Here is a 17,246-nt window from a genome sequence, read left to right on the forward strand (position 1 = left end):
TCCGACACCCCACGGGTCAGGGCCGCCGGGCTGCGCCTGGTGGTCCTGCTGCTGGCGGCGCCGTTCGCGGCGCCGCTGGCGTACCTCGTCGTCCGCACCATCGACGAGGGCGGCGCGGCCGGGATCATCACCGACGCCGCGCTGCTCGGCCCGCTCGGGCGCAGCCTGCTGCTGGCGGCCAGCGTCGCCGCGGCCGCCGCCGCGATCGGCACCCTCGCCGCGTGGCTGGTGATGCGCACCGACCTGCCGGGCCGGCGGGTGCTGCGCCTCCTGCTCCCCCTGCCCCTGGTGCTGCCGTCGTTCATCGGCGCGTTCGCCCTGATCGCGGCGTTCGCCCCCGGCGGCCTGATCGAGGAGGTCCTCGGCGTCGGAGGGCTTCCCGAGGTCGGCGGCTTCCGCGGTGCGTTCGTCGTGCTGACGCTCCTGACGTACCCGTACGTGTACCTGCCCGCCGCCGCCCGGCTGCGGCAGCTGCCGCCCTCCATGGAGGAGTCGGCCCGGCTGCTCGGCAGCGGCCCCCTCGCCACGTTCCGCTCGGTGGTGCTGCCCCAGGCCTGGCCGGCGATCGCCGGCGGCGGGCTGCTGGTGTTCCTCTACGTGATCGCCGACTTCGGCGCGGTGCAGCTGCTGCGGTACGACACGCTGACCCGGGCGATCTACGCGAACCGGCTGATCGACCCCGCCGTCGCCGCGACCCTCAGCCTCGCGCTCGGCGTCCTCGCGATCCTCGTCGTCGTCGGCCAGCGCGCCATGACGCGCGGCGGCGGCCCCGACACCCGGCGCGGCGGCCGGCCCCTGGTGGTGCCGCTCGGGCGCTGGCGGGCCCCCGCCCTCGCCTTCACCGGGCTGCTCCTCACGCTCGCGCTGGTCGCGCCGCTGGCCGTGCTCGGCTACTGGGCCGTCCGCGGCGCCGCCGAGGGGACCGACCGCCCGAACTCGTTCGTGTCGGACCCCGCCCGCCTCGTGGAGCCGGCCGTCAACACGTCGGTCGCGGGCGCCTCCGCCGCCGTCGTGGCGGTGATCGTGGTGCTGCCGGTGGCCTTCCTGACCGTCCGCCACCGGGGGCGGCTCGGGAGCGGCGCCGACGCCCTGATCACCGGTGGGTTCGCGCTCCCGGGCATCGTGATCGCGCTCGCACTCGCGTTCTGGACGTTGAACAGCCCCGGCGCGATCGGCGCGCTCTACCAGACCCTCCCCCTGCTGGTCGGCGCCTACGCGCTCCATTTCGGCGCCCTCGCGCTCGGCCCGGCGCGGATCGCGGTGGCGAGCGTCCCGCGCCGCCTCGACGACGCCGCCCGCACGCTGGGCCACGGGCGCCTCTCGCGTCTCTGGACGGTCGACCTGCCGCTCATGGCCCCGGGCCTCGCCGCCGGCGCCGGGCTGGTGCTGCTGTCGGCCATGAAGGAGCTCCCCGTGACCCTGCTGCTCGCGCCCGCCGGGTTCCCGACGCTCGCGACACGGGTGTGGAGCGCCGCCGAGGACGCGTTCTGGGCGGACGCGAGCATCGCCGCGCTCCTACTGGTCGCCGTGTCGGGCGTGCTGACGTGGCTGCTGGTGGTGCGGCGCGGGCGGGCGCTGGGGTGAGCGCCCGGACGTCCCTGCGCCTCGCGATGGCCGCGGTGGCGGTGATCGCGTTCGCCGCGGCCGCGGCGGGCATCTCCGCGCGCGCCTCGTACGGGGCGCAGCTGACCGCCGACGAACCGCACTACCTCCTCACCGCGATCAGCCTGGCCGAGGACGGCGACCTGGACGTGCGGGACGAGTTCGCCGCCCAGCGGTACCGCGACTTCCACGAGATCGACCTCGCCCCGCAGGCGCGCCCCCTCGCGGACGGCCGGCTCGTCGAGCCGCACGACCCCCTGCTGCCGCTGCTGCTGGCGGTGCCGATGGCGCTCGGCGGGTGGGTCGCCGCGAAGCTCGCCCTGTGCCTCGTCGCGGCGGCGCTCGCCGCGCTGACCCTCTGGATCGCGGTCCGCCGCCTGTCGGTGCCGGTGCTCCCCGCCGCCGTCACCGTCGGGGTGCTCGGGGCCTCGGCCCCGCTCGCCGCGTACGGCGCGCAGGTCTACCCCGAGATCGTGGCCGCCCTGTTCACCGCGACGGGGGTGGCGGCGTTGACGGGGCGCCTGGGTCGTGCCGGTCTCGCCACCGTGGCGGCGACCGCCGTCACCCTGCCGTGGCTGTCGGTGAAGTACGCCCCCGTCGCCGCGGCGCTGCTCGCGGTCGCCGCGTGGAGGCTGTGGCGCGACGGCCGCCGGGGCGGGGTGGTGGCGCTGGCCGTCACGGGCCTCGGCGGCGCGCTCGCGTTCGTCGGCCTGCACCACCTCCTCTACGACGGCGCGACGCCCTACGCCGCGGGCGCGCACTTCGTCGACGGCCAGCTCACCGTCGTGGGGTCGGACCCCGACTACCTGGGGCGTGGCCGGCGCCTCGTGGGCCTGCTGGTCGACCGCGACTTCGGCATCGCGGCGTGGCAGCCCGCGTGGCTCCTCGCCGTCCCCGCGCTCGCGGCGATGGCGGCGCGGCGGCCGCGCGGCTCGGCCGCCGTCGCCGTCCCCCTCGCCGCCGGATGGTTCACGGCGACGTTCGTGGCCCTGACGATGCAGGGATGGTGGTTCCCGGGCCGCCAGCTCGTCGTGGTGTTGCCCCTGGTCGTGCTGGCCGTGGCGTGGTGGGCCCGTGGCGGGGGCGCCCGGCTGTGGGCGGTGGCGGGACTCGGCGCGGTGGGCGTGCTGGCGCAGGCGTGGGTGGCGGTGGAGGCGGGCACCGGGCGCCTCGCCTGGGTGGTCGACCTGCAGGACACGGCGAACCCCCTGTACCGGGCGTGGTCGACGCTCCTCCCCGACTACCTGGAGATCACCACGGCGACGTGGACGCTGCACTGGCTGTGGGCGGCGATCGCCGCCGGGGTGGCCGTCGTGGCCTACCGGCGCGAGCGGGGCGCCACGGCGCCGCGGGGGGCACATGCCCTCGCCTGACGCGACGGGCCGGCGGGCCCTCGTCACGGGCGCGGCCGGGTTCATCGGCTCGACGCTGTGCGAGGCCCTCGTCGCCGACGGCTGGCGGGTCACGGGCGTCGACGCGTTCATCGACAGCGGGCCACGCGCCGAGCGGGAGGCGAACCTCGCCGGGCTCGCCGACGACCCCCGCTTCGACCTGGTCGAGGCCGACCTCGCCACGGCCCCGCTCGACGACCTCGTCGCCTCCGCGGACGTGGTGGCGCACCTCGCGGGCCGGCCGGGGGTGCGGTCGAGCTTCGGCGACGGCTTCGCCCCGTGCCTGCGCGACAACCTCACCGCGACCCAGCGCGTGCTGGAGGCCGCCGCCGCCGCGGGGACCCGCCGGGTGGTGTGGGCGTCGTCGTCGTCGGTCTACGGCGACGCGGGTCCGGGGGCGGCCGACGAGCACGCGACCCCGCTCCAGCCGCGCTCGCCGTACGGCGTGAGCAAGCGGGCGTGCGAGGACCTGGCGGCGATCGCCCGGGCCCGCGGCCTCGATGTCGTGGGCCTCCGGTACTTCACGGTCTACGGACCGCGGCAGCGGCCGGACATGGCGGTGCGGCGCATGTGCGAGGCGCTCTGCGGCGGACCCGGGTTCACCCTGCTCGGCGACGGCGCCCAGGTCCGGGACATGACCCACGTCGAGGACGTCGTCGAGGCCACCCTGCGGGCCATGGCGGCGTCGGCATCGGGCCCCGTGTACAACGTGGGGGGAGGCGAGCCGGTCACGCTGGGGGAGGTCATCACGACGCTGGAGGGAATCGCCGGCATGCCGCTGCCGCGGCGTCGCGCACCCGCCGCCCGCGGGGACGTGGCGCGCACCCGCGCCGGCACGGGCCGCGCCCGCGCCGAGCTCGGCTGGGTGCCGCGCGTCGACCTCGTCGACGGGCTCGCGGGTCAGCTCGGATGGGTGCGGGCCCGGACCCGGGAGCCCATGGCGGCGACGGCGTGACCGCCGTGCGCCACGTGCTGTGGCGGGGCCTCGACACGTGGCACGCCGAGAGCTGCGCGGTGCGCGTCACGGCGCGCGGCCTGACCGCCGAGGGCGTCCAGCTCGGGACCGACCCCGTCCCCTACCGGCTCGACTACGCCCTCGAGGCCGGCGAGGGCTTCACGACCCGGCTGTTCGAGGCCACCGCGAGCGGCGACGGCTGGACCCGCCGCCTGCGGCTCGAGCGCGAGGGGACCTCGTGGACGTGCGCGGCGGAGGCGACCGGCGCCCACGACCTGGGGGCGCCCGGGTGCGACCCGGCGGACCTCGCGGAGGCCACCGAGTGCGACCTCGGCCTCTCCCCCCTCACCAACAGCACGCCGATCCTGCGCGGCGGGCTGCACCTCGGGCCGGGGTCGGTGGAGATCGTCGCCGCCTGGGTGTCGGTGCCGGAGCTGACGGTGCGCCCCTCCAGGCAGCGGTACGACCACGTGGCGCCGGGCGTGGTGCGCTACACCGACCTCGGCCTGTTCCCCGGCTTCACCGAGGACGTCGCCGTCGACGGGGACGGCCTCGTCACGCGGTACCCGGGCCTCGCCGTCGCCGCCGGACCGCTCGAGCCCGCCTGAGCTACCCGGGGCCCCCGGCCCCGGACGCGCGGGCGAGGGACGCCCCCCACTCCTCGGCACGGGCGGCCTCCCCGTCGTCGAGGTGGTTGTCCCTCCCCACGAAGAAGCTCTCCGGCGGCGCCACCAGGGACGCCCCGTGCCGTTCGAGTCGCTTCGCGATGCCGCGGGACGCGCGGCCCGTGAGGGCCGCGGGGCCGTGCAGCCGGGTGTCGAACGCCGCGGCGCGACAGCCGGCGGGCAGGGTGAGGCCGTCGAACCACTCCCGCAGCATCGGGCCCTCCGCATCGGGATCCATGGCGAGGCCCGCGTCCTCCCGGCCCGCCTGCTCGCGTGCCGCGTCGCGCGTCCGGGCGCTCGCCATGCCGTGGACGTGCGTCGGCCCCCCGACGACGACCAGGTCCCGCCCGGCGAGCGCGTCGTCGGTGGCCTCCGCGACGGAGGCCACCCGTACCTCGCCGGACCCGGCGAGCCCCCGCGCGATCCGCTCCGCGACCAGGTGCGTGTTCCCGAACATGGACTCGAAGACCACGAGGACCCTCATGACGACGCCTCCGCCCTCCCGTCAGGACCGGCCGAGCCGCCCGTCGGGGCCGATGCCCCCGAAGCGCGCCTGACCCCCACGCATGTGGACCTCGCGGACGACGCCGCGCACGAACTCCCCCCGCTCGTCGGCGTCCATCCCCTCGAGCTGCTCGATCTGCTCGGTGGAGGCGGCGACGTCGCCAGCGCCGGCGAGCGCGCGCAGCGGGTCGCCGATCAGGGCGTCACGGAAGGCCGGGTCGGCGACGACCCGGGTCCACAGGGGGATCCGGAGCTCCTCCAATGGCGGTCAGTCTCGCACGGGTCGGGTGGTACGCGTCTAGAGGGAGAAGACGATGCCCGCCGGCTCACCGGGGGCGGCGTCGATGGCGGGGAGCGCGTGCGCGAGCATCCGCTGGAACACGCCGGCGCTCTCCCCGAACAGCCGCGCGAGGGTCTCGGCGGACGTCGGCTCCGGCATCACGCCGTTGGCGTGGTCCGTGACGAAGCCGACGAGGGCGAACGGCAGGCGGGCCTCGCCGGCGAGCACCGTCTCCGGGCCGCCCGTCTGGCTGACGCACGTCACCCCCGCCGCGGCGAGCTGGGCGATCTCGCTGCGGGTGTTGAGGCGGGGGCCGTCGACGTGGCCGTACGTGCCGCCGTCGCGCACCGCGATCCCCGCGGCCGCGGCACCCGTCAGCAGCCCCGCCCGGGGCCCCTCGGAGAACGGCCCGTCGTGGATCCAGTGGCCCCGGCCCGGTGCCGCGGGGTCGGTGAAGAGGGTGCAGAGCGACCCGTCCGCCAACCGGTTCGACGGGAAGTGCAGGTCGTCGAACACGACGAGCGACCCCAGCTCCAGCGACGGGTCGACGGCGCCGCAGACCGTGGTCGAGACGAGGGCGCGGACACCGATCGACGCGAGGGCCGCGACGTTCGCGCGCGGCGTCACCTGGTGCGAGAGGCGCGCGTGGCCGCTGCCGTGCCGCGGGACGTGCGCGACGGGGACGCCCGCGAGGGTCCCCCGCGTCACGACCGCCGTGCCGTGGGGCGTCGTCACCTCCTCCATGCGGCCCCCGGCGAGCCCGTCGAGCGCGTACAGCCCGGTGCCGGTGATGAGCCCGATCGGCGCCCGGTCGCTCACCCCCGGCCCCCGGGCTGCGCCGCGAGGTCGTCGATGTCCCAGCCGGCGAGTCGCGCGCCCGCCAGGTAGGAGCTGTCGAGGAACGCGCGCAGGGCGGCGGCGGTGTCGGGCTCGGCGCGGGCGTCGTCGTACATCAGCAGCGCCAGCGACCCCGTCGGCCCGGTCTGCCAGCGCGCCGTCGCCGGCTCGAGCGGCGTCTCCGCCAGCCCCGCCGGCTCGGGCGCGGTGTACGAGTAGAACGCCGGGGCGGGGACCTTGTCGTCGCCCGCCCAGAAGCCGCAGCTCACGACCTCGTGGGAGTAGGCCTCCGCGGTGACGGGGTCGGCGCCCTCGATGGCGGGTGCGCGGCGCCCGCTGAACCGGGTGACGGCGAGGTCGAAGCTGTGCCAGAACAGCTGCACAGGGCTCGTCTTTCCGGTGAACGCGCCCGCGTACTCGGTGAACACCTCCTGCGTCGCGCGGAGGACGGCCCAGTAGCGGGCGACGGCGGCGCCGTCGTACGAGCGGTGCTCCTCGTCGTCGGGGAAGGCGGGCGAGTCGCCCAGGTCGAACGGCGACGCGAGGATCGTGCACCGCACCCCGACGCCCTCCAGCGCGGCGAACAGCCGGTCGTGGAACGCCGCGACCGAGAGGCCGTCGTGGAGCGCGAACTCGCGTGTCTCCCCCCGGCTCGTCCGGACGACGAGGCGGTGGGCGACGACGTCGATCTCGATCTCGGCGAGCCCCGGCGCGCAGGGCATCGGGCCGGTCGTGATCCCCCGCGCGGAGACGGCGAGGGTGACGTTCCACCAGTGGTTGCGGTGGGGCATGAGCGCCATCCGCACCTTGCCGACGATCTGGCAGTAGCGGTGCAGGGTCTCCTTGGTCGGCCGCCAGTCCTCCAGCGGGAGCGCCGGCCAACGGTCGTCGATGGGCATGGGTCCTCCTCGGGGGGGCGTCCCCGGGAGAATGCCCGTCCGCGCCGGCGCCGCGCCCGCCCGGGTCCGGGCCCCCGGGCCCGGGCCGGTGCGCCCCGCCGGCTCAGCCCGCCGGCGGCGTCCAGTTGCGGGCCATCATGTCCGGGTCGAAGTACATGCGCTCCTCCACGATCCGGCCGTCGGAGAGGCGCACGATCGACACCCCCGGCAACTCGAGCTCCTCGCCCTGCCCCACCCAGTCGCCCCAGGCGCCGGTGTGGTGGCCGTGGCACGTCCACTCGAAGATCGCACCGTCCCCGTTCTCGGCATACGCGCCCGCCGCGACGGTGAGGTCCGGGACGGCGTCCATGAACACCTTCACGCCCTCCCGGATGCTGTCCCGGCCCTCGAAGCGCTCGGCGGTGTGGACGGCCGGGTTGTTCACCACCATCCACCGCCGGAGACCCCCGGGGACGAAGTGGTCCGCGACCGCCGCCGGGTCGCCCGTGTTCCACGCGGCGAAGTACGACTGGACGACCTCCTCGGTCTCGGTCATCGCGCCTCCTCCTGTGCTCGGCGGGAGGCGGGCCGCCGGGTGCGGGGCCTCCCGCCACCCGTTCTATCCGCGCCGCCACGGTGGCGGATGAGGGTCCCCCCGGATCCGGCGTGGCGGGAAGGGCGCAGACGCCGCCGGCGTCAGTCCCGGTGGTCGCCCGCCCGTCGGCTCGCGATGACGGTGTACGCGGCCGCGGCGCCCGAGAGGAGGAAGTCGGGGTTCACGCAGGGCGCGGGGCCGCGGTGGGCGAAGGTGCGCTCCACCTCGGAGCGGCAGATCGGGAGCGGCTCACGCGTGGCGCGCAACGCCCCGAAACCGGCCTTCGTGCGCTGCAGCCGCTCCAGGCCGTCGAGGTCGATCTCGACGTCGTAGACGCCCTCCATGCAGCCCACCCACGTGCGTCCCTCGCGGACGTGGGAGTAGAGCCGCGGGCAGTCCGCCTCGATGCATCCGGCGGGCTCCACGACCCGCTCGCAGGAGATCGGGCACTGCCGGCACGACCCCGCGGCGGCGCGCTCCGCGGCCGCGGTCGAGGACGTCCTCATCGGGGGTGCCCGTGATGCACGCGGCGTAGTGAAGCAGGCTCCCGCCCGGGGTCAAGCGGCCGGTGCCACGGGGACGTTGCGCGCCCCGGACGGGCCCTACGAGACCAGGCAGCGCTCGCCGAAGAGGGTCTTCAACTCGGCCACCAGGCTGCCCGCGCGGGGGTCGACCTTGAACTCCTCGCCGAGGTACAGGCGGCGGCGGCCCTCCCCCGTCTGGACGTCCATCACCACGGCGGCGTCGCCGCGGTGGTCGGTCAGCAGGCGCCGCAGCTCGGTGAGCTCGGTGCGGGCGAGGCGGTTCACGTCGACCTTCACCACGAGGCGCTCGTCCTCGCCGCCCTCCTCGGGCGTGAAGGCGCGGATCGACTGGGCCACCAGCTTCGTCTCGCCCTCCCCCTTCTGGTCGACCCGCCCCGCGATCAGCACCATCGCGTCCGGCGTCAGCAGGTCGCGGGCCTCGGCGAGCACGGCGGGCACGATGACGACCTCCACCGAGCCCTCGAGGTCGTCGACCCGGGCGAACATCATCGGCTCGCCGCGGCGGGTGGTGATGCCCTTGAGGGAGCCGAGCATGCCGCCGATCGTGACCGGCTCGCCGTCGGCCCGGTCGGCGAGCGCCGCCATGCCGCACGTGACGGCGCGGGCGAGCTGACGCCGGCAGTCCTGCAGCGGGTGGCTCGACACGTAGAGGCCGAGGGCCTCCTTCTCGGCGGCGAGCAGCTCGTCCTTCGGCATCTCCCGCGTCGGGATCGGGGGGTCCAGCTCGATCGCCATGCCCCCGCCGTCCCCGCCGCCGCCCATCGACCCGAACAGCGACTCCTGCCCCGCCGCGAGGTCGTTGCGCCGCCGCGACGCCTGGGAGACCGCGGCGGGGATCGTCTCGAGCATCCCGAGGCGGCTCGCGCCGGTGCAGTCGAGGGCGCCGCCACGCACCAGGCTCTCCAGGGCGCGCTTGTTGACCTGCGCCTGGTCGACCCGCCGGCAGAAGTCCCAGAGCGACTCGAAGGGGCCGCCGGAGTCGCGCGCCGCGACGATCGCGGCGACCGCGTTCTCGCCGACGCCCTTGGTCGCCGTCAGGCCGAAGCGGATCTCCTTCTCGCCGGTGACGGCGAAGTCGGAGCGGCTCACGTTGACGTCGGGCGGGAGCACCTGCAGCCCCATGTCGGTGCACGCCGCGACGTAGAACGGCACGCGGTCCTTCGTGTCCATCACGGAGCTGAGCAGCGACGCCATGTACTCGGCGGGGTACTTCGCCTTGAGGTACGCCGTCCGGTACGCGAGGAGCGCGTAGCAGGCGGCGTGGCTCTTGTTGAAGGAGTAGTCGCCGGCGGCCTCGCACAGGCCCCAGAGGCTCTGCGCGACGGGCTTCGCGGTGCCGCTCTCGATGCAGCCCGCGATGAACTCGTCCTTCAGCGAGGCCATCAGGACCTTGTCCTTCTTGCCCACCGCCTTCCGCAGGTCGTCCGCGCGCGACGGCGAGAACCCGGCGAGCTGCCGGGAGATCGCCATCAGCTGCTCCTGGTACACCGCGACCCCGTAGGTGGGGCCGGTGATCGACTCGAGGCGCGGGTCCTCGAACGTGACGCGGGTGGGGTCGCGCTTGTTGCGCGCGTAGGTGCTGATGAACGCCATCGGGCCCGGGCGGTAGAGGGCCACGAGGGCGATGAGGTCGGCGAACTCGGTGGGGCGCACCTCGCGCAGCGCCTCGCGCATGCCGCTCGACTCGAACTGGAACACGCCGATCGCGTCGCCGCGGGCGAGCATCGCGTACGTGTCGGGGTCGTCGAGGGGGACGGTGTCGATGTCGAGCACGACGCCGCTGCGGTCCTCGATCAGCTCCAGGGCGCCCTGGATGACGTCGAGGTTCCGCAGGCCCAGGAAGTCCATCTTCAGCAGGCCGAGCGCCTCGACGTCGTGGTCGGGGACCTGGGTGACGACGTTGCCCTCGTCGTCGAGGCGGACCGGCAGGTAGTCGGTGACGTCGCCGGGGGCGATCACGACGCCGGCGGCGTGGACGCCCTCGTTGCGGACGAGCCCCTCGAGGGGACGCGCCGTGTCGATGATCTGCTTGGTGATCGGGTCGGCGTCGTACGCCTGGGCGAGTTCCGAACCGGGCGCCATCGCCTGCTCGAGCTTGATGCCGATCGGGCGCTCCGGCACGAGCTTCGCGATGCGGTCGACCTGCCCGTAGGTGTGGCCGAGCACGCGGCCCGAGTCGCGCACCACCGCGCGGGCGAGGAGCTTGCCGAAGGTGCCGATGCGCGCCACCGCCGCGGAGCCGTACTTCTGGGTGACGTACTGCACCACCCGGTCGCGGCCCGCCACCGAGAAGTCGGTGTCGATGTCGGGCATGGACTTGCGGCCCGGGTTCAGGAACCGCTCGAAGAGGAGGTCGTGGGCGAGCGGATCGAGGTCGGTGATGCGCAGCGAATACGCGACGAGGGAGCCGGCGGCCGAGCCACGGCCCGGGCCCACGCCGACGCCGTTCTCGCGCGCCCACCGCATGTAGTCCCACACGATCAGGAAGTACGACGCGAAGCCCATCTCCGCGATGACCGACAACTCGAAGCGCAGGCGCTCCTCGGCGGCGGGCGGCCACCCGCCGGGGTAGCGGCGGTCGAGGCCCTCGCGGCAGAGGCGCTCCAGGTAGACGCCGGGGTCCTCGCCGCCCGGCACGGGGAAGCGCGGGAGCTTGATGTCCCCGAGCGGCAGCGTCAGGGCCTTGCACCGCTCCGCGATCTCCACCGACACGGGGAGCGCGTCCACGAAGTCGGGGAGGGCCTGCGCCATCTCCGCGGCGGTCTTGAGGTAGAACTCCTTCGTGCCGAAGCGGAAGCGCTTCGGGTTGCTCAGCACGTCCCGCGTCTGGATGGCGAGCAGCGCCTCGTGGGAGTCGGCGTCCTCGCGGCACGGGTAGTGGGCGTCGCACGTGGCGACCATCGGGATGCCCGCGTCGAGCGCGATGCGCTTGAGGTGCTGGTTGATCCCGGTCTGCACGTCGAGGCCGGCGTGCTGGATCTCGACGTAGACGTCGTCGCGGCCGAAGATGCCCTGGAGCGCGTCGAGTTCCGCGCGCGCGCCCATGAGGTCCTCGCGCTCGAGGCTCTGGCAGACGACGCCCGACAGGCACCCCGAGAGGGCGATGATCCCGTCGGAGTGGCGCTCCATCAGCTCGTGCGAGATGCGCGGCTTGCGGTGGTAGCCCTCGAGGTAGCCGGCCGAGCAGAGCTTGATGAGGTTGTAGTAGCCCTCGGTGGTCTCGGCGAGCAGCGTCAGGTGGTTGCGGCGCTCCTTGCTCGGGCGCTCGCGGTGGTCCGGGACCACGTACGCCTCGAGCCCGACGACCGGCGTGATGCCCTTCTTCGTCGCCTGCCGGTAGAGCTCGACGGCGCCGCTCATGACCCCGTGGTCGGTGAGCGCGACGGCGCTCTGGCCCATCTCCTCGACCCGCGCCAGGAGGCGCTCGATCTTGCACGCCCCGTCGAGGACGGAGTAGTCCGAGTGGACGTGGAGGTGGACGAAGTCGGGGGCGGATGCGGGCATGGCGCGGACCCAGGTTCGCACATGCGCTCGGACGACGCCGGGGCCCCACGTCACCCCGTCCACGCTGTATGCGGGGTTCTCCGGCGGCCCGCGGCACCACCCCTGGTGGAGCCGGGTCCGCCCCGGTCCGGGACCCCGTCTCACCAGGCGGTCCCGCGCTTTCGCCGCGAGTGACGGCGGGCGTAGCGTCGCGCCACACCCATCCGCTCACGCGGGAGGAGGACGCGATGATCAGCACCGACACGATCGCCCTCGCCGCCACCGGGATCGAGGCGTTCAACGTCGCCGACTGGGACACGATGCGGGACGTCTGCCGCCCCGACGTCGTCTACACGGAGACCGGCACGGGCCGGCGGCTGGAGGGCATCGAGGCGTGCCTGGACGCCTGGAGGGAGTGGCGCGACGCGATGCCCGACGTCACCGGCACGATCGGGCGCGCCCTCGCCGAGGGCGACCTGGTCGCGATGGAGATCACCTGGCGGGGGACCCACGACGGACCCCTCATGAGCCCCCAGGGGGCCCTGCCCGCCACCGGGAGCCCCGTGACCCTGTCCGCGACCCAGTGGCAGACCCACCGCGACGGCCGGATCGCGACGATCGACCACCACCTCGACATCCTCGCGCTGCTGGCGCAGATCGGGGCGATGGACTCCTGAGCCGCCGACCGGGGGACCGCGGGTGCCGCGCACCGGCCCGTCCCCGCGCGGGGACGGGCCGGTGCGGGGTCTAGCTGCGGGGGGTCTCCCGCGCCTCGGCGAGCAGGACGCCCCAGGGCCCGCCCAGGGCGAGGTGGCGGCCGTCGGCGGACCACGCCGCCGCGCGTGCTCCGCGCACCCAGCGGACGAGGGTGCCGTCGGAGCGGCGCACCAGCGCGACGACGTCGTTGCGGCCCTCCCGGGTGTGCACCGCGACGACCTCCCCTCCGGGGGCGACCGCGATCGCGTCGACCTCGTGGAGGGGCTCCCCGGGGGTGACGGGGTCGGGCAGGGCGGCGGCCGGGTCCTCCGGCGGACGCTCCTCGACGTGCAGGCCGAGCTCGGGGACGTTCCAGGCGCGCACCACGTAGGGGCTGACGCCCCGCAGGCGGCCGTCGTCGTCAAACGACAGCGCGAACGCGGGCTCGCGCGCGGCCGCGACGATGCTGATGCGGCCGACGCCCGCGATGGGGGCGCCGTCCTCGAGGCCGACGAGCTCGAGCGCGGTGTCCGGCGCGGGCGACAGCATCAGCCCCATCGGGGGCTGCGGGCGGCGGCGGCCGGGACGGCCGGCGCGCGCGAAGACCATGCTCACCACGCTCCACGGTCCGGGGTCGTCCGCGAGTACCGTGGGGGGTCCCAGGGGCTTCGTGCTCATCGATCCTCCTCGGGTGGTGTGAGCCATGCGCAGCCCCAGTCGCCGGCGACCGCGAGGGTGCCGGGCTCGGGGGCGGGGGCGACGACGCGGGCACCCTCGATGCGGCGCACCTGCGCGCCGTCGGCGGCGTCGGCGAGGACGGCCACGGGGTCGGGGCCGTCGGGGGTCCCCAGCGCGACGAGCGCGCCGTCCGGCGACAGGGCGATGGCGCCGGCGGCGGGGAGTGGTGCGGCCCAGGTGGCGACCGGCGCGTCCGCCCCGACGTCCCAGACCGTCACGGTGCCGTCGACGTGCAGCGCGGCGAGGCGCGGCGCCGACGCGGCGGCGGCCAGCTCCCGCACGGCGGGCCCGTCGCCGGGCGCCGTGCCGGGAGGCCCGACGCGGCCGCCGAGGGCGACCTGCAGGCTCCCGTCGGATGCGTACGCGAGGGCCTCGGCGCCGCCCTGGTGCGTGGCGACGGGCGCCTCGGCCCCGAGGTCGTGCTCCTCGATCGCGCCGCCGGCGGCGGCGGCGAGGCGGCGGCCGTCGGCGCGGATCGCGACCGGCCCGGGCCCGAGGTCGGCGGCGACGTCACCGAGGCTCGGGAGCACCACGGCGCGCCAGCCGTCGTCGGCGTGCAGGAGGCCGGCGTTCGCACCGGGGGCCCCGACCGCGAGGTCGAGGCCGGGCGGCCGCCGGTCGTGGATGACGTGCATCCGGGGTGCGGCGATGCTGAACGCGACGCCGGCGCCGGAGGCGAGTACCAGCTTGCCCTCGGCGACGACGCTCGCCCGGCGGGCGCCGGTCGGCGCGGCGGCCATCGCCCGCAGGACCGCGCCCGGCGAGGCGGATGCGTCGGCGGGCGGCTGCAGTGGCGCGAACCGCAGGCCGCGCGGCCCGCGCTCGACGCGGCAGAACGGGGGGACGCCGGCCGGGTCGACCGGCAGCATCGGGGGTCCGCCGCGCCTCATCCGAGGTCACGCTCCTGGGCGATCCGGTACGCCATGCGGCTCTGCAGCGAGAAGAGCTCGATGAAGCCCGGCGCCGCGCCCTGGGAGAAGGAGGCGTCGGCGTTGAACGTGGCGAGGCTGCGGTCGTAGATCGCGTTCGGCGAGCTGCGGGTCACGGCCGTCGCGGACCCCTTGTAGAGCCGCATCGTGATGACGCCCTCCACCTTGCGGTTGACCCGCTCCATGAACGCGTTGATGTCGTCGAGCAGCGGCTCGTACCAGAGCCCCTCGTAGGCGAGCTGCGCCCAGAGGGCGTCGAGCGTCGGCTTCAGGTGGTTCTCGCGGCCCGTGCAGACGAGCTTCTCCAGCTCGCGGTGGGCGTCGAGGATCACCGTGGCGGCGGGGACCTCGTAGAGGTCGCGCACCTTCAGGCCGACGACGCGGTCCTCGATGTGGTCGAGGATGCCGACGCCGTTGCGGCAGGCGACCTCCGCGACGCGGCGGATCAGCTCGACCAGCGGCAGCTCCTCGTCGTCGAGGCTGACGGGCAGGCCGTCGCGGAACCCGATCCGGATGTCCTCCGGGCGGTCCGGGGCGAGGGTCGGGTGGGTGACGAGCTGGAAGACGTCGTCGGGCGGCGGCTGGTCGAGGTCCTCGATGACGCCGCCCTCGCTGCTGCGGCCCCAGAGGTTGTCGTCGATCGAGTACGGGCGCTCCACCGACGACGAGATCGGGATGCCGTGCTCGATGGCGTAGGCGATCTCCTCGTCGCGGCCCATCTGCCACTCGCGGACGGGCGCGATCACCTTGAGGTCGGGCGCGAGGGTGGCGATGGTCGCCTCGATGCGCACCTGGTCGTTGCCCTTGCCGGTGCAGCCGTGGGCGATCGTGTCGGCCGAGTGCTCGCGGGCGGCGTCGCACGCCAGCTTCGCGAGGAGCGGGCGCCCCAGCGACGTGAACAGCGGGTACCCGCCCTGGTAGCGGGCGTTCGCGCGGATGGCGGGCGCCACGTAGTCGCGGGCGAACTCCTCCCGCGCGTCGACGACGAGGCTCTCCACGGCCCCGAGGTCGAGGGCCTTCTGCCGGACGGCGTCGAAGTCGTCGGCGGGCTGCCCGAGGTCGATGCAGAGGGCGATCACCTCGGCGTCGTACTCGTCCTGGATCCACTTCAGCATCACCGAGGTGTCGAGCCCACCCGAGTAGAGCAGCACGACGCGGTGGACCTCGTGGGGCTGCGCGAGGTAACCCGCGACGGGCGGGGTGGGACGGTGCTCGGGCACGGCGTGGCCTCCGGGTGGTGTGGGCGGCGTGGAAGTCTAGAGCAGGCCGGGGCGGCGGCCCGCGCGGGCGCCCTCCCGTGACCGCCCGGGCCGGGCGCCCCGACGACCGTGGGGGTGCCGCCGGCCGATGACGGGACCGACGGGGGTGCCCGGGGGGTCGAGTGCTGTCGTATACCGCCGATAAGGTTCCAATGAACGCCTCCTCACAGCAGGTGCTCCGTGACCCGATGACGCACGGCGTCCACTCCAGCCTCCGGGTGCCGGCCGACCTCACGGTCGTCGGCTTCGTCCGCTCCGCGTTCGCGTGCGTCCTCACGCGGGAGGGGTGGCCCACCGAGGGCGCCGGCCGCGTGCTGCTCGCCTCCACGGAGGCCATGACCAACGCGATCGAGCACGGCTCGCCGCTCGGCGGCGCGATCGGGGTCGAGATCTCCGTGACGCACGACGCGACGCGCATCGCCGTCTCCGACGAGGGTCGCCCCGGCGCGACCACGCCGCGGCTGCCCGCCTCCCCTCCCCCGCCGACGAGCCCCCGCGGCCGCGGGCTGCTGATCATCAGCCGCCTGGCCGACGAGGTCGCCGTCACGGCCGAGGGCGACGGCACGTTGGTGACCGCGACGTTCCTCCGGGAGCGCCGGTCCGCCACCCGCGCCACGCGCCGGGCCGCCTAGCCACCACCCCCCGGGGCCCCTCACAGGGTCCTCATCGACGGCTCCCCGCGGCCTCCGATGCGGCGCCGCTTGCATCGGTGTCTCCGAACGTCGACCGAAGGGGACACCATGGGGATCACGACCGGCAGGACCGTGACGGCGGCCATCGCCGCGCTCGCGCTGGTGGCGGGTGGCGCCACCGCCGTGGCCGCCACGAACGACGGCGGCGGCACCGCCACGACCCCGGCGGCGGCGGCCGCGGCCGCCGAATCGGGCGCCGCGACCGCGGCCACGACCCCGACGACGCCGGACGCCCCCGCCACCCCGGGCGACGGCACCGGCACCGCACCCGCCCCCGGGGCCGGCCGGGGGGACTGCCCGTAGGACGGCCCGGGCGCGGCGGCGACCCCGCCGCGCCCCCCGTCCCCCCGACCACCCCGGGGTGCGCGAGCGCGCGGAGTGCGGTTATCCTGGCGCCCGCACACGATCGGGGAGGCGTCGATGACAGAGGTGACCCCGCCGTCCGCGGACGGCGCCGGGCCGCGCGAGGGCCTCGCGGTCTCGGCGCGCGGCCTGACGAAGCGCTACGGCAGCGGGGACGCCGAGGTCCACGCCCTCCGCGGTGTCTCGGTCGACTTCCCGAAGGGCCAGTTCGCCGCGATCATGGGGCCATCCGGCTCCGGCAAGTCGACGCTGATGAACATCCTCGCGGGGCTCGACACGCCCACCGAGGGCAGCGTGATGATCGACGGCACCGAGATCACGACCCTCAAGGACAAGCAGCTGACGCTGCTGCGCCGCGAGAAGGTCGGGTTCGTCTTCCAGTTCTTCAACCTGCTGCCGATGCTGACGGCCGAGGAGAACCTGGAGCTGCCGATGGCGATCGCGGGGCGCAAGATCGACCCGGCGTGGGAGAAGGAGCTGGTGAGCGCCGTCGGCCTGGACGACCGCCGGCGCCACCGCCCGTCGGAGCTGTCCGGCGGCCAGCAGCAGCGGGTCGCGCTGGCGCGTGGGCTCATCTCCCGCCCCGCGGTGCTGTTCGCCGACGAGCCCACCGGCAACCTCGACTCCTCGACGTCGGAGGAGATGCTGCGCCTGCTGCGGCGGTCCGTCGACGAGTTCGGCCAGACGATCGTGATGGTCACCCACGACGGCCGCGCCGCGACGTTCGCCGACCGCGTGCTGTTCCTGCGCGACGGCGAGATCGTCGAGGACCGCGGGCACCTCGAGGCCGACGCGGTGTACGACGTCGTGAAGTCGCTCGAGTAGGGACCGGCC

The 17,246-nt window shown here is 75.3% G+C and carries 18 protein-coding genes; 8 read left to right on the plus strand and 10 right to left on the minus strand.

The genetic code is table 11. The annotated features are described in order from the left end of the window. Window positions 1-39: 39 nt before the first annotated feature. The 4 genes from IU369_RS12965 to IU369_RS12980 are packed head-to-tail and all read left to right on the plus strand — an operon-like array spanning window position 40 to window position 4,556. Window positions 40-1,584, plus strand: a complete 1,545-nt coding sequence (locus IU369_RS12965; RefSeq protein WP_217921401.1) for an ABC transporter permease — start codon at window positions 40-42, stop codon at window positions 1,582-1,584. After that, window positions 1,581-2,975: a hypothetical protein gene (locus IU369_RS12970; RefSeq protein ID WP_217921402.1), complete on the plus strand. Its 1,395-nt coding sequence runs from the start codon at window positions 1,581-1,583 to the stop codon at window positions 2,973-2,975. Before IU369_RS12965 ends, IU369_RS12970 begins: the two co-directional genes overlap by 4 nt. Further along, a complete protein-coding gene (locus IU369_RS12975) occupies window positions 2,962-3,948 on the plus strand; it encodes an NAD-dependent epimerase/dehydratase family protein (protein WP_217921403.1) in 987 nt (328 codons plus the stop codon). The genes IU369_RS12970 and IU369_RS12975 overlap by 14 nt, the downstream gene beginning before the upstream one ends. Continuing rightward, window positions 3,945-4,556, plus strand: a complete 612-nt coding sequence (locus tag IU369_RS12980; protein WP_217921404.1) for a putative glycolipid-binding domain-containing protein — start codon at window positions 3,945-3,947, stop codon at window positions 4,554-4,556. The genes IU369_RS12975 and IU369_RS12980 overlap by 4 nt, the downstream gene beginning before the upstream one ends. Before the next feature lies 1 nt (window position 4,557). On the opposite strand, the gene IU369_RS12985 is transcribed toward IU369_RS12980, so the two are convergent. From IU369_RS12985 to dnaE, 7 genes are all read right to left on the minus strand, one after another. Then, window positions 4,558-5,097 (minus strand): flavodoxin family protein, encoded by a 540-nt coding sequence (locus tag IU369_RS12985; protein WP_217921405.1) that lies wholly within the window; start codon window positions 5,095-5,097, stop codon window positions 4,558-4,560. 21 nt (window positions 5,098-5,118) lie between these two features. Beyond that, entirely contained in the window at window positions 5,119-5,379 is a 261-nt protein-coding gene (locus IU369_RS12990) for a hypothetical protein (RefSeq protein ID WP_217921406.1), read from the minus strand. 36 nt (window positions 5,380-5,415) lie between these two features. After that, entirely contained in the window at window positions 5,416-6,216 is an 801-nt protein-coding gene (locus IU369_RS12995) for an MTAP family purine nucleoside phosphorylase (protein ID WP_217921407.1), read from the minus strand. Continuing rightward, window positions 6,213-7,133 carry a DUF5996 family protein gene (locus IU369_RS13000; RefSeq protein ID WP_217921408.1) on the minus strand — a complete coding sequence of 307 codons (921 nt, stop codon included), beginning with the start codon at window positions 7,131-7,133 and terminating at the stop codon, window positions 6,213-6,215. Before IU369_RS13000 ends, IU369_RS12995 begins: the two co-directional genes overlap by 4 nt. A 103-nt stretch (window positions 7,134-7,236) precedes the next feature. Further along, window positions 7,237-7,668 carry a nuclear transport factor 2 family protein gene (locus IU369_RS13005; protein ID WP_217921409.1) on the minus strand — a complete coding sequence of 144 codons (432 nt, stop codon included), beginning with the start codon at window positions 7,666-7,668 and terminating at the stop codon, window positions 7,237-7,239. A 140-nt stretch (window positions 7,669-7,808) separates the two neighbouring features. Continuing rightward, the gene (locus IU369_RS13010; RefSeq protein ID WP_217921410.1) at window positions 7,809-8,213 is read right to left on the minus strand and encodes a hypothetical protein; all 405 of its coding nucleotides are present in this window, start codon (window positions 8,211-8,213) and stop codon (window positions 7,809-7,811) included. A 96-nt stretch (window positions 8,214-8,309) separates the two neighbouring features. Beyond that, window positions 8,310-11,756 carry a DNA polymerase III subunit alpha gene (dnaE, locus tag IU369_RS13015; RefSeq protein WP_217921411.1) on the minus strand — a complete coding sequence of 1,149 codons (3,447 nt, stop codon included), beginning with the start codon at window positions 11,754-11,756 and terminating at the stop codon, window positions 8,310-8,312. Window positions 11,757-11,983: 227 nt separating this feature from the next. Between dnaE and IU369_RS13020 the strand changes: the two genes are divergently transcribed. Further along, entirely contained in the window at window positions 11,984-12,412 is a 429-nt protein-coding gene (locus IU369_RS13020; protein ID WP_217921412.1) for an ester cyclase, read from the plus strand. Between the two features lie 70 nt (window positions 12,413-12,482). Here IU369_RS13020 and IU369_RS13025 read toward each other — a convergent pair whose 3' ends face one another. From IU369_RS13025 to IU369_RS13035, 3 genes are read right to left on the minus strand one after another with little or no spacing between them, the layout of a single operon-like run. Further along, complete coding sequence (locus IU369_RS13025; RefSeq protein WP_217921413.1) at window positions 12,483-13,109, minus strand: hypothetical protein; 627 nt, start codon at window positions 13,107-13,109, stop codon at window positions 12,483-12,485. Next, window positions 13,106-14,059 carry a WD40 repeat domain-containing protein gene (locus IU369_RS13030; RefSeq protein ID WP_217921414.1) on the minus strand — a complete coding sequence of 318 codons (954 nt, stop codon included), beginning with the start codon at window positions 14,057-14,059 and terminating at the stop codon, window positions 13,106-13,108. Before IU369_RS13030 ends, IU369_RS13025 begins: the two co-directional genes overlap by 4 nt. Further along, the gene (locus IU369_RS13035; RefSeq protein WP_217921415.1) at window positions 14,056-15,318 is read right to left on the minus strand and encodes an argininosuccinate synthase; all 1,263 of its coding nucleotides are present in this window, start codon (window positions 15,316-15,318) and stop codon (window positions 14,056-14,058) included. Before IU369_RS13035 ends, IU369_RS13030 begins: the two co-directional genes overlap by 4 nt. A gap of 191 nt (window positions 15,319-15,509) precedes the next feature. On the opposite strand from IU369_RS13035, the gene IU369_RS13040 reads away from it, so the two are divergent. From IU369_RS13040 to IU369_RS13050, 3 genes are all read left to right on the plus strand, one after another. Continuing rightward, on the plus strand, window positions 15,510-15,989 hold the full coding sequence (locus tag IU369_RS13040) for an ATP-binding protein (RefSeq protein ID WP_217921416.1): 480 nt from the start codon (window positions 15,510-15,512) through the stop codon (window positions 15,987-15,989). A 108-nt stretch (window positions 15,990-16,097) separates the two neighbouring features. Continuing rightward, window positions 16,098-16,352: a hypothetical protein gene (locus IU369_RS13045; protein WP_217921417.1), complete on the plus strand. Its 255-nt coding sequence runs from the start codon at window positions 16,098-16,100 to the stop codon at window positions 16,350-16,352. A gap of 117 nt (window positions 16,353-16,469) precedes the next feature. Continuing rightward, a complete protein-coding gene (locus IU369_RS13050; RefSeq protein WP_217921418.1) occupies window positions 16,470-17,237 on the plus strand; it encodes an ABC transporter ATP-binding protein in 768 nt (255 codons plus the stop codon). Window positions 17,238-17,246 lie beyond the last annotated feature (9 nt).

Source organism: Miltoncostaea oceani, assembly GCF_018141545.1.
In the GTDB taxonomy this organism is placed as follows: domain Bacteria; phylum Actinomycetota; class Thermoleophilia; order Miltoncostaeales; family Miltoncostaeaceae; genus Miltoncostaea; species Miltoncostaea oceani.

Excerpts from the sequence above, each read along its gene's own strand:
- IU369_RS13030 (WP_217921414.1), bottom strand. The coding sequence starts at position 14,059 with ATGAGGCGCGGCGGACCCCCGATGCTGCCGGTCGACCCGGCCGGCGTC.
- IU369_RS13045 (WP_217921417.1), top strand. The coding sequence starts at position 16,098 with ATGGGGATCACGACCGGCAGGACCGTGACGGCGGCCATCGCCGCGCTC.
- IU369_RS12985 (WP_217921405.1), bottom strand. The coding sequence starts at position 5,097 with ATGAGGGTCCTCGTGGTCTTCGAGTCCATGTTCGGGAACACGCACCTG.
- IU369_RS13000 (WP_217921408.1), bottom strand. The coding sequence starts at position 7,133 with ATGCCCATCGACGACCGTTGGCCGGCGCTCCCGCTGGAGGACTGGCGG.
- IU369_RS13050 (WP_217921418.1), top strand. The coding sequence starts at position 16,470 with ATGACAGAGGTGACCCCGCCGTCCGCGGACGGCGCCGGGCCGCGCGAG.
- IU369_RS13010 (WP_217921410.1), bottom strand. The coding sequence starts at position 8,213 with ATGAGGACGTCCTCGACCGCGGCCGCGGAGCGCGCCGCCGCGGGGTCG.
- IU369_RS12975 (WP_217921403.1), top strand. The coding sequence starts at position 2,962 with ATGCCCTCGCCTGACGCGACGGGCCGGCGGGCCCTCGTCACGGGCGCG.
- IU369_RS13040 (WP_217921416.1), top strand. The coding sequence starts at position 15,510 with ATGAACGCCTCCTCACAGCAGGTGCTCCGTGACCCGATGACGCACGGC.
- IU369_RS13020 (WP_217921412.1), top strand. The coding sequence starts at position 11,984 with ATGATCAGCACCGACACGATCGCCCTCGCCGCCACCGGGATCGAGGCG.
- IU369_RS13005 (WP_217921409.1), bottom strand. The coding sequence starts at position 7,668 with ATGACCGAGACCGAGGAGGTCGTCCAGTCGTACTTCGCCGCGTGGAAC.
- dnaE (WP_217921411.1), bottom strand. The coding sequence starts at position 11,756 with ATGCCCGCATCCGCCCCCGACTTCGTCCACCTCCACGTCCACTCGGAC.
- IU369_RS13025 (WP_217921413.1), bottom strand. The coding sequence starts at position 13,109 with ATGAGCACGAAGCCCCTGGGACCCCCCACGGTACTCGCGGACGACCCC.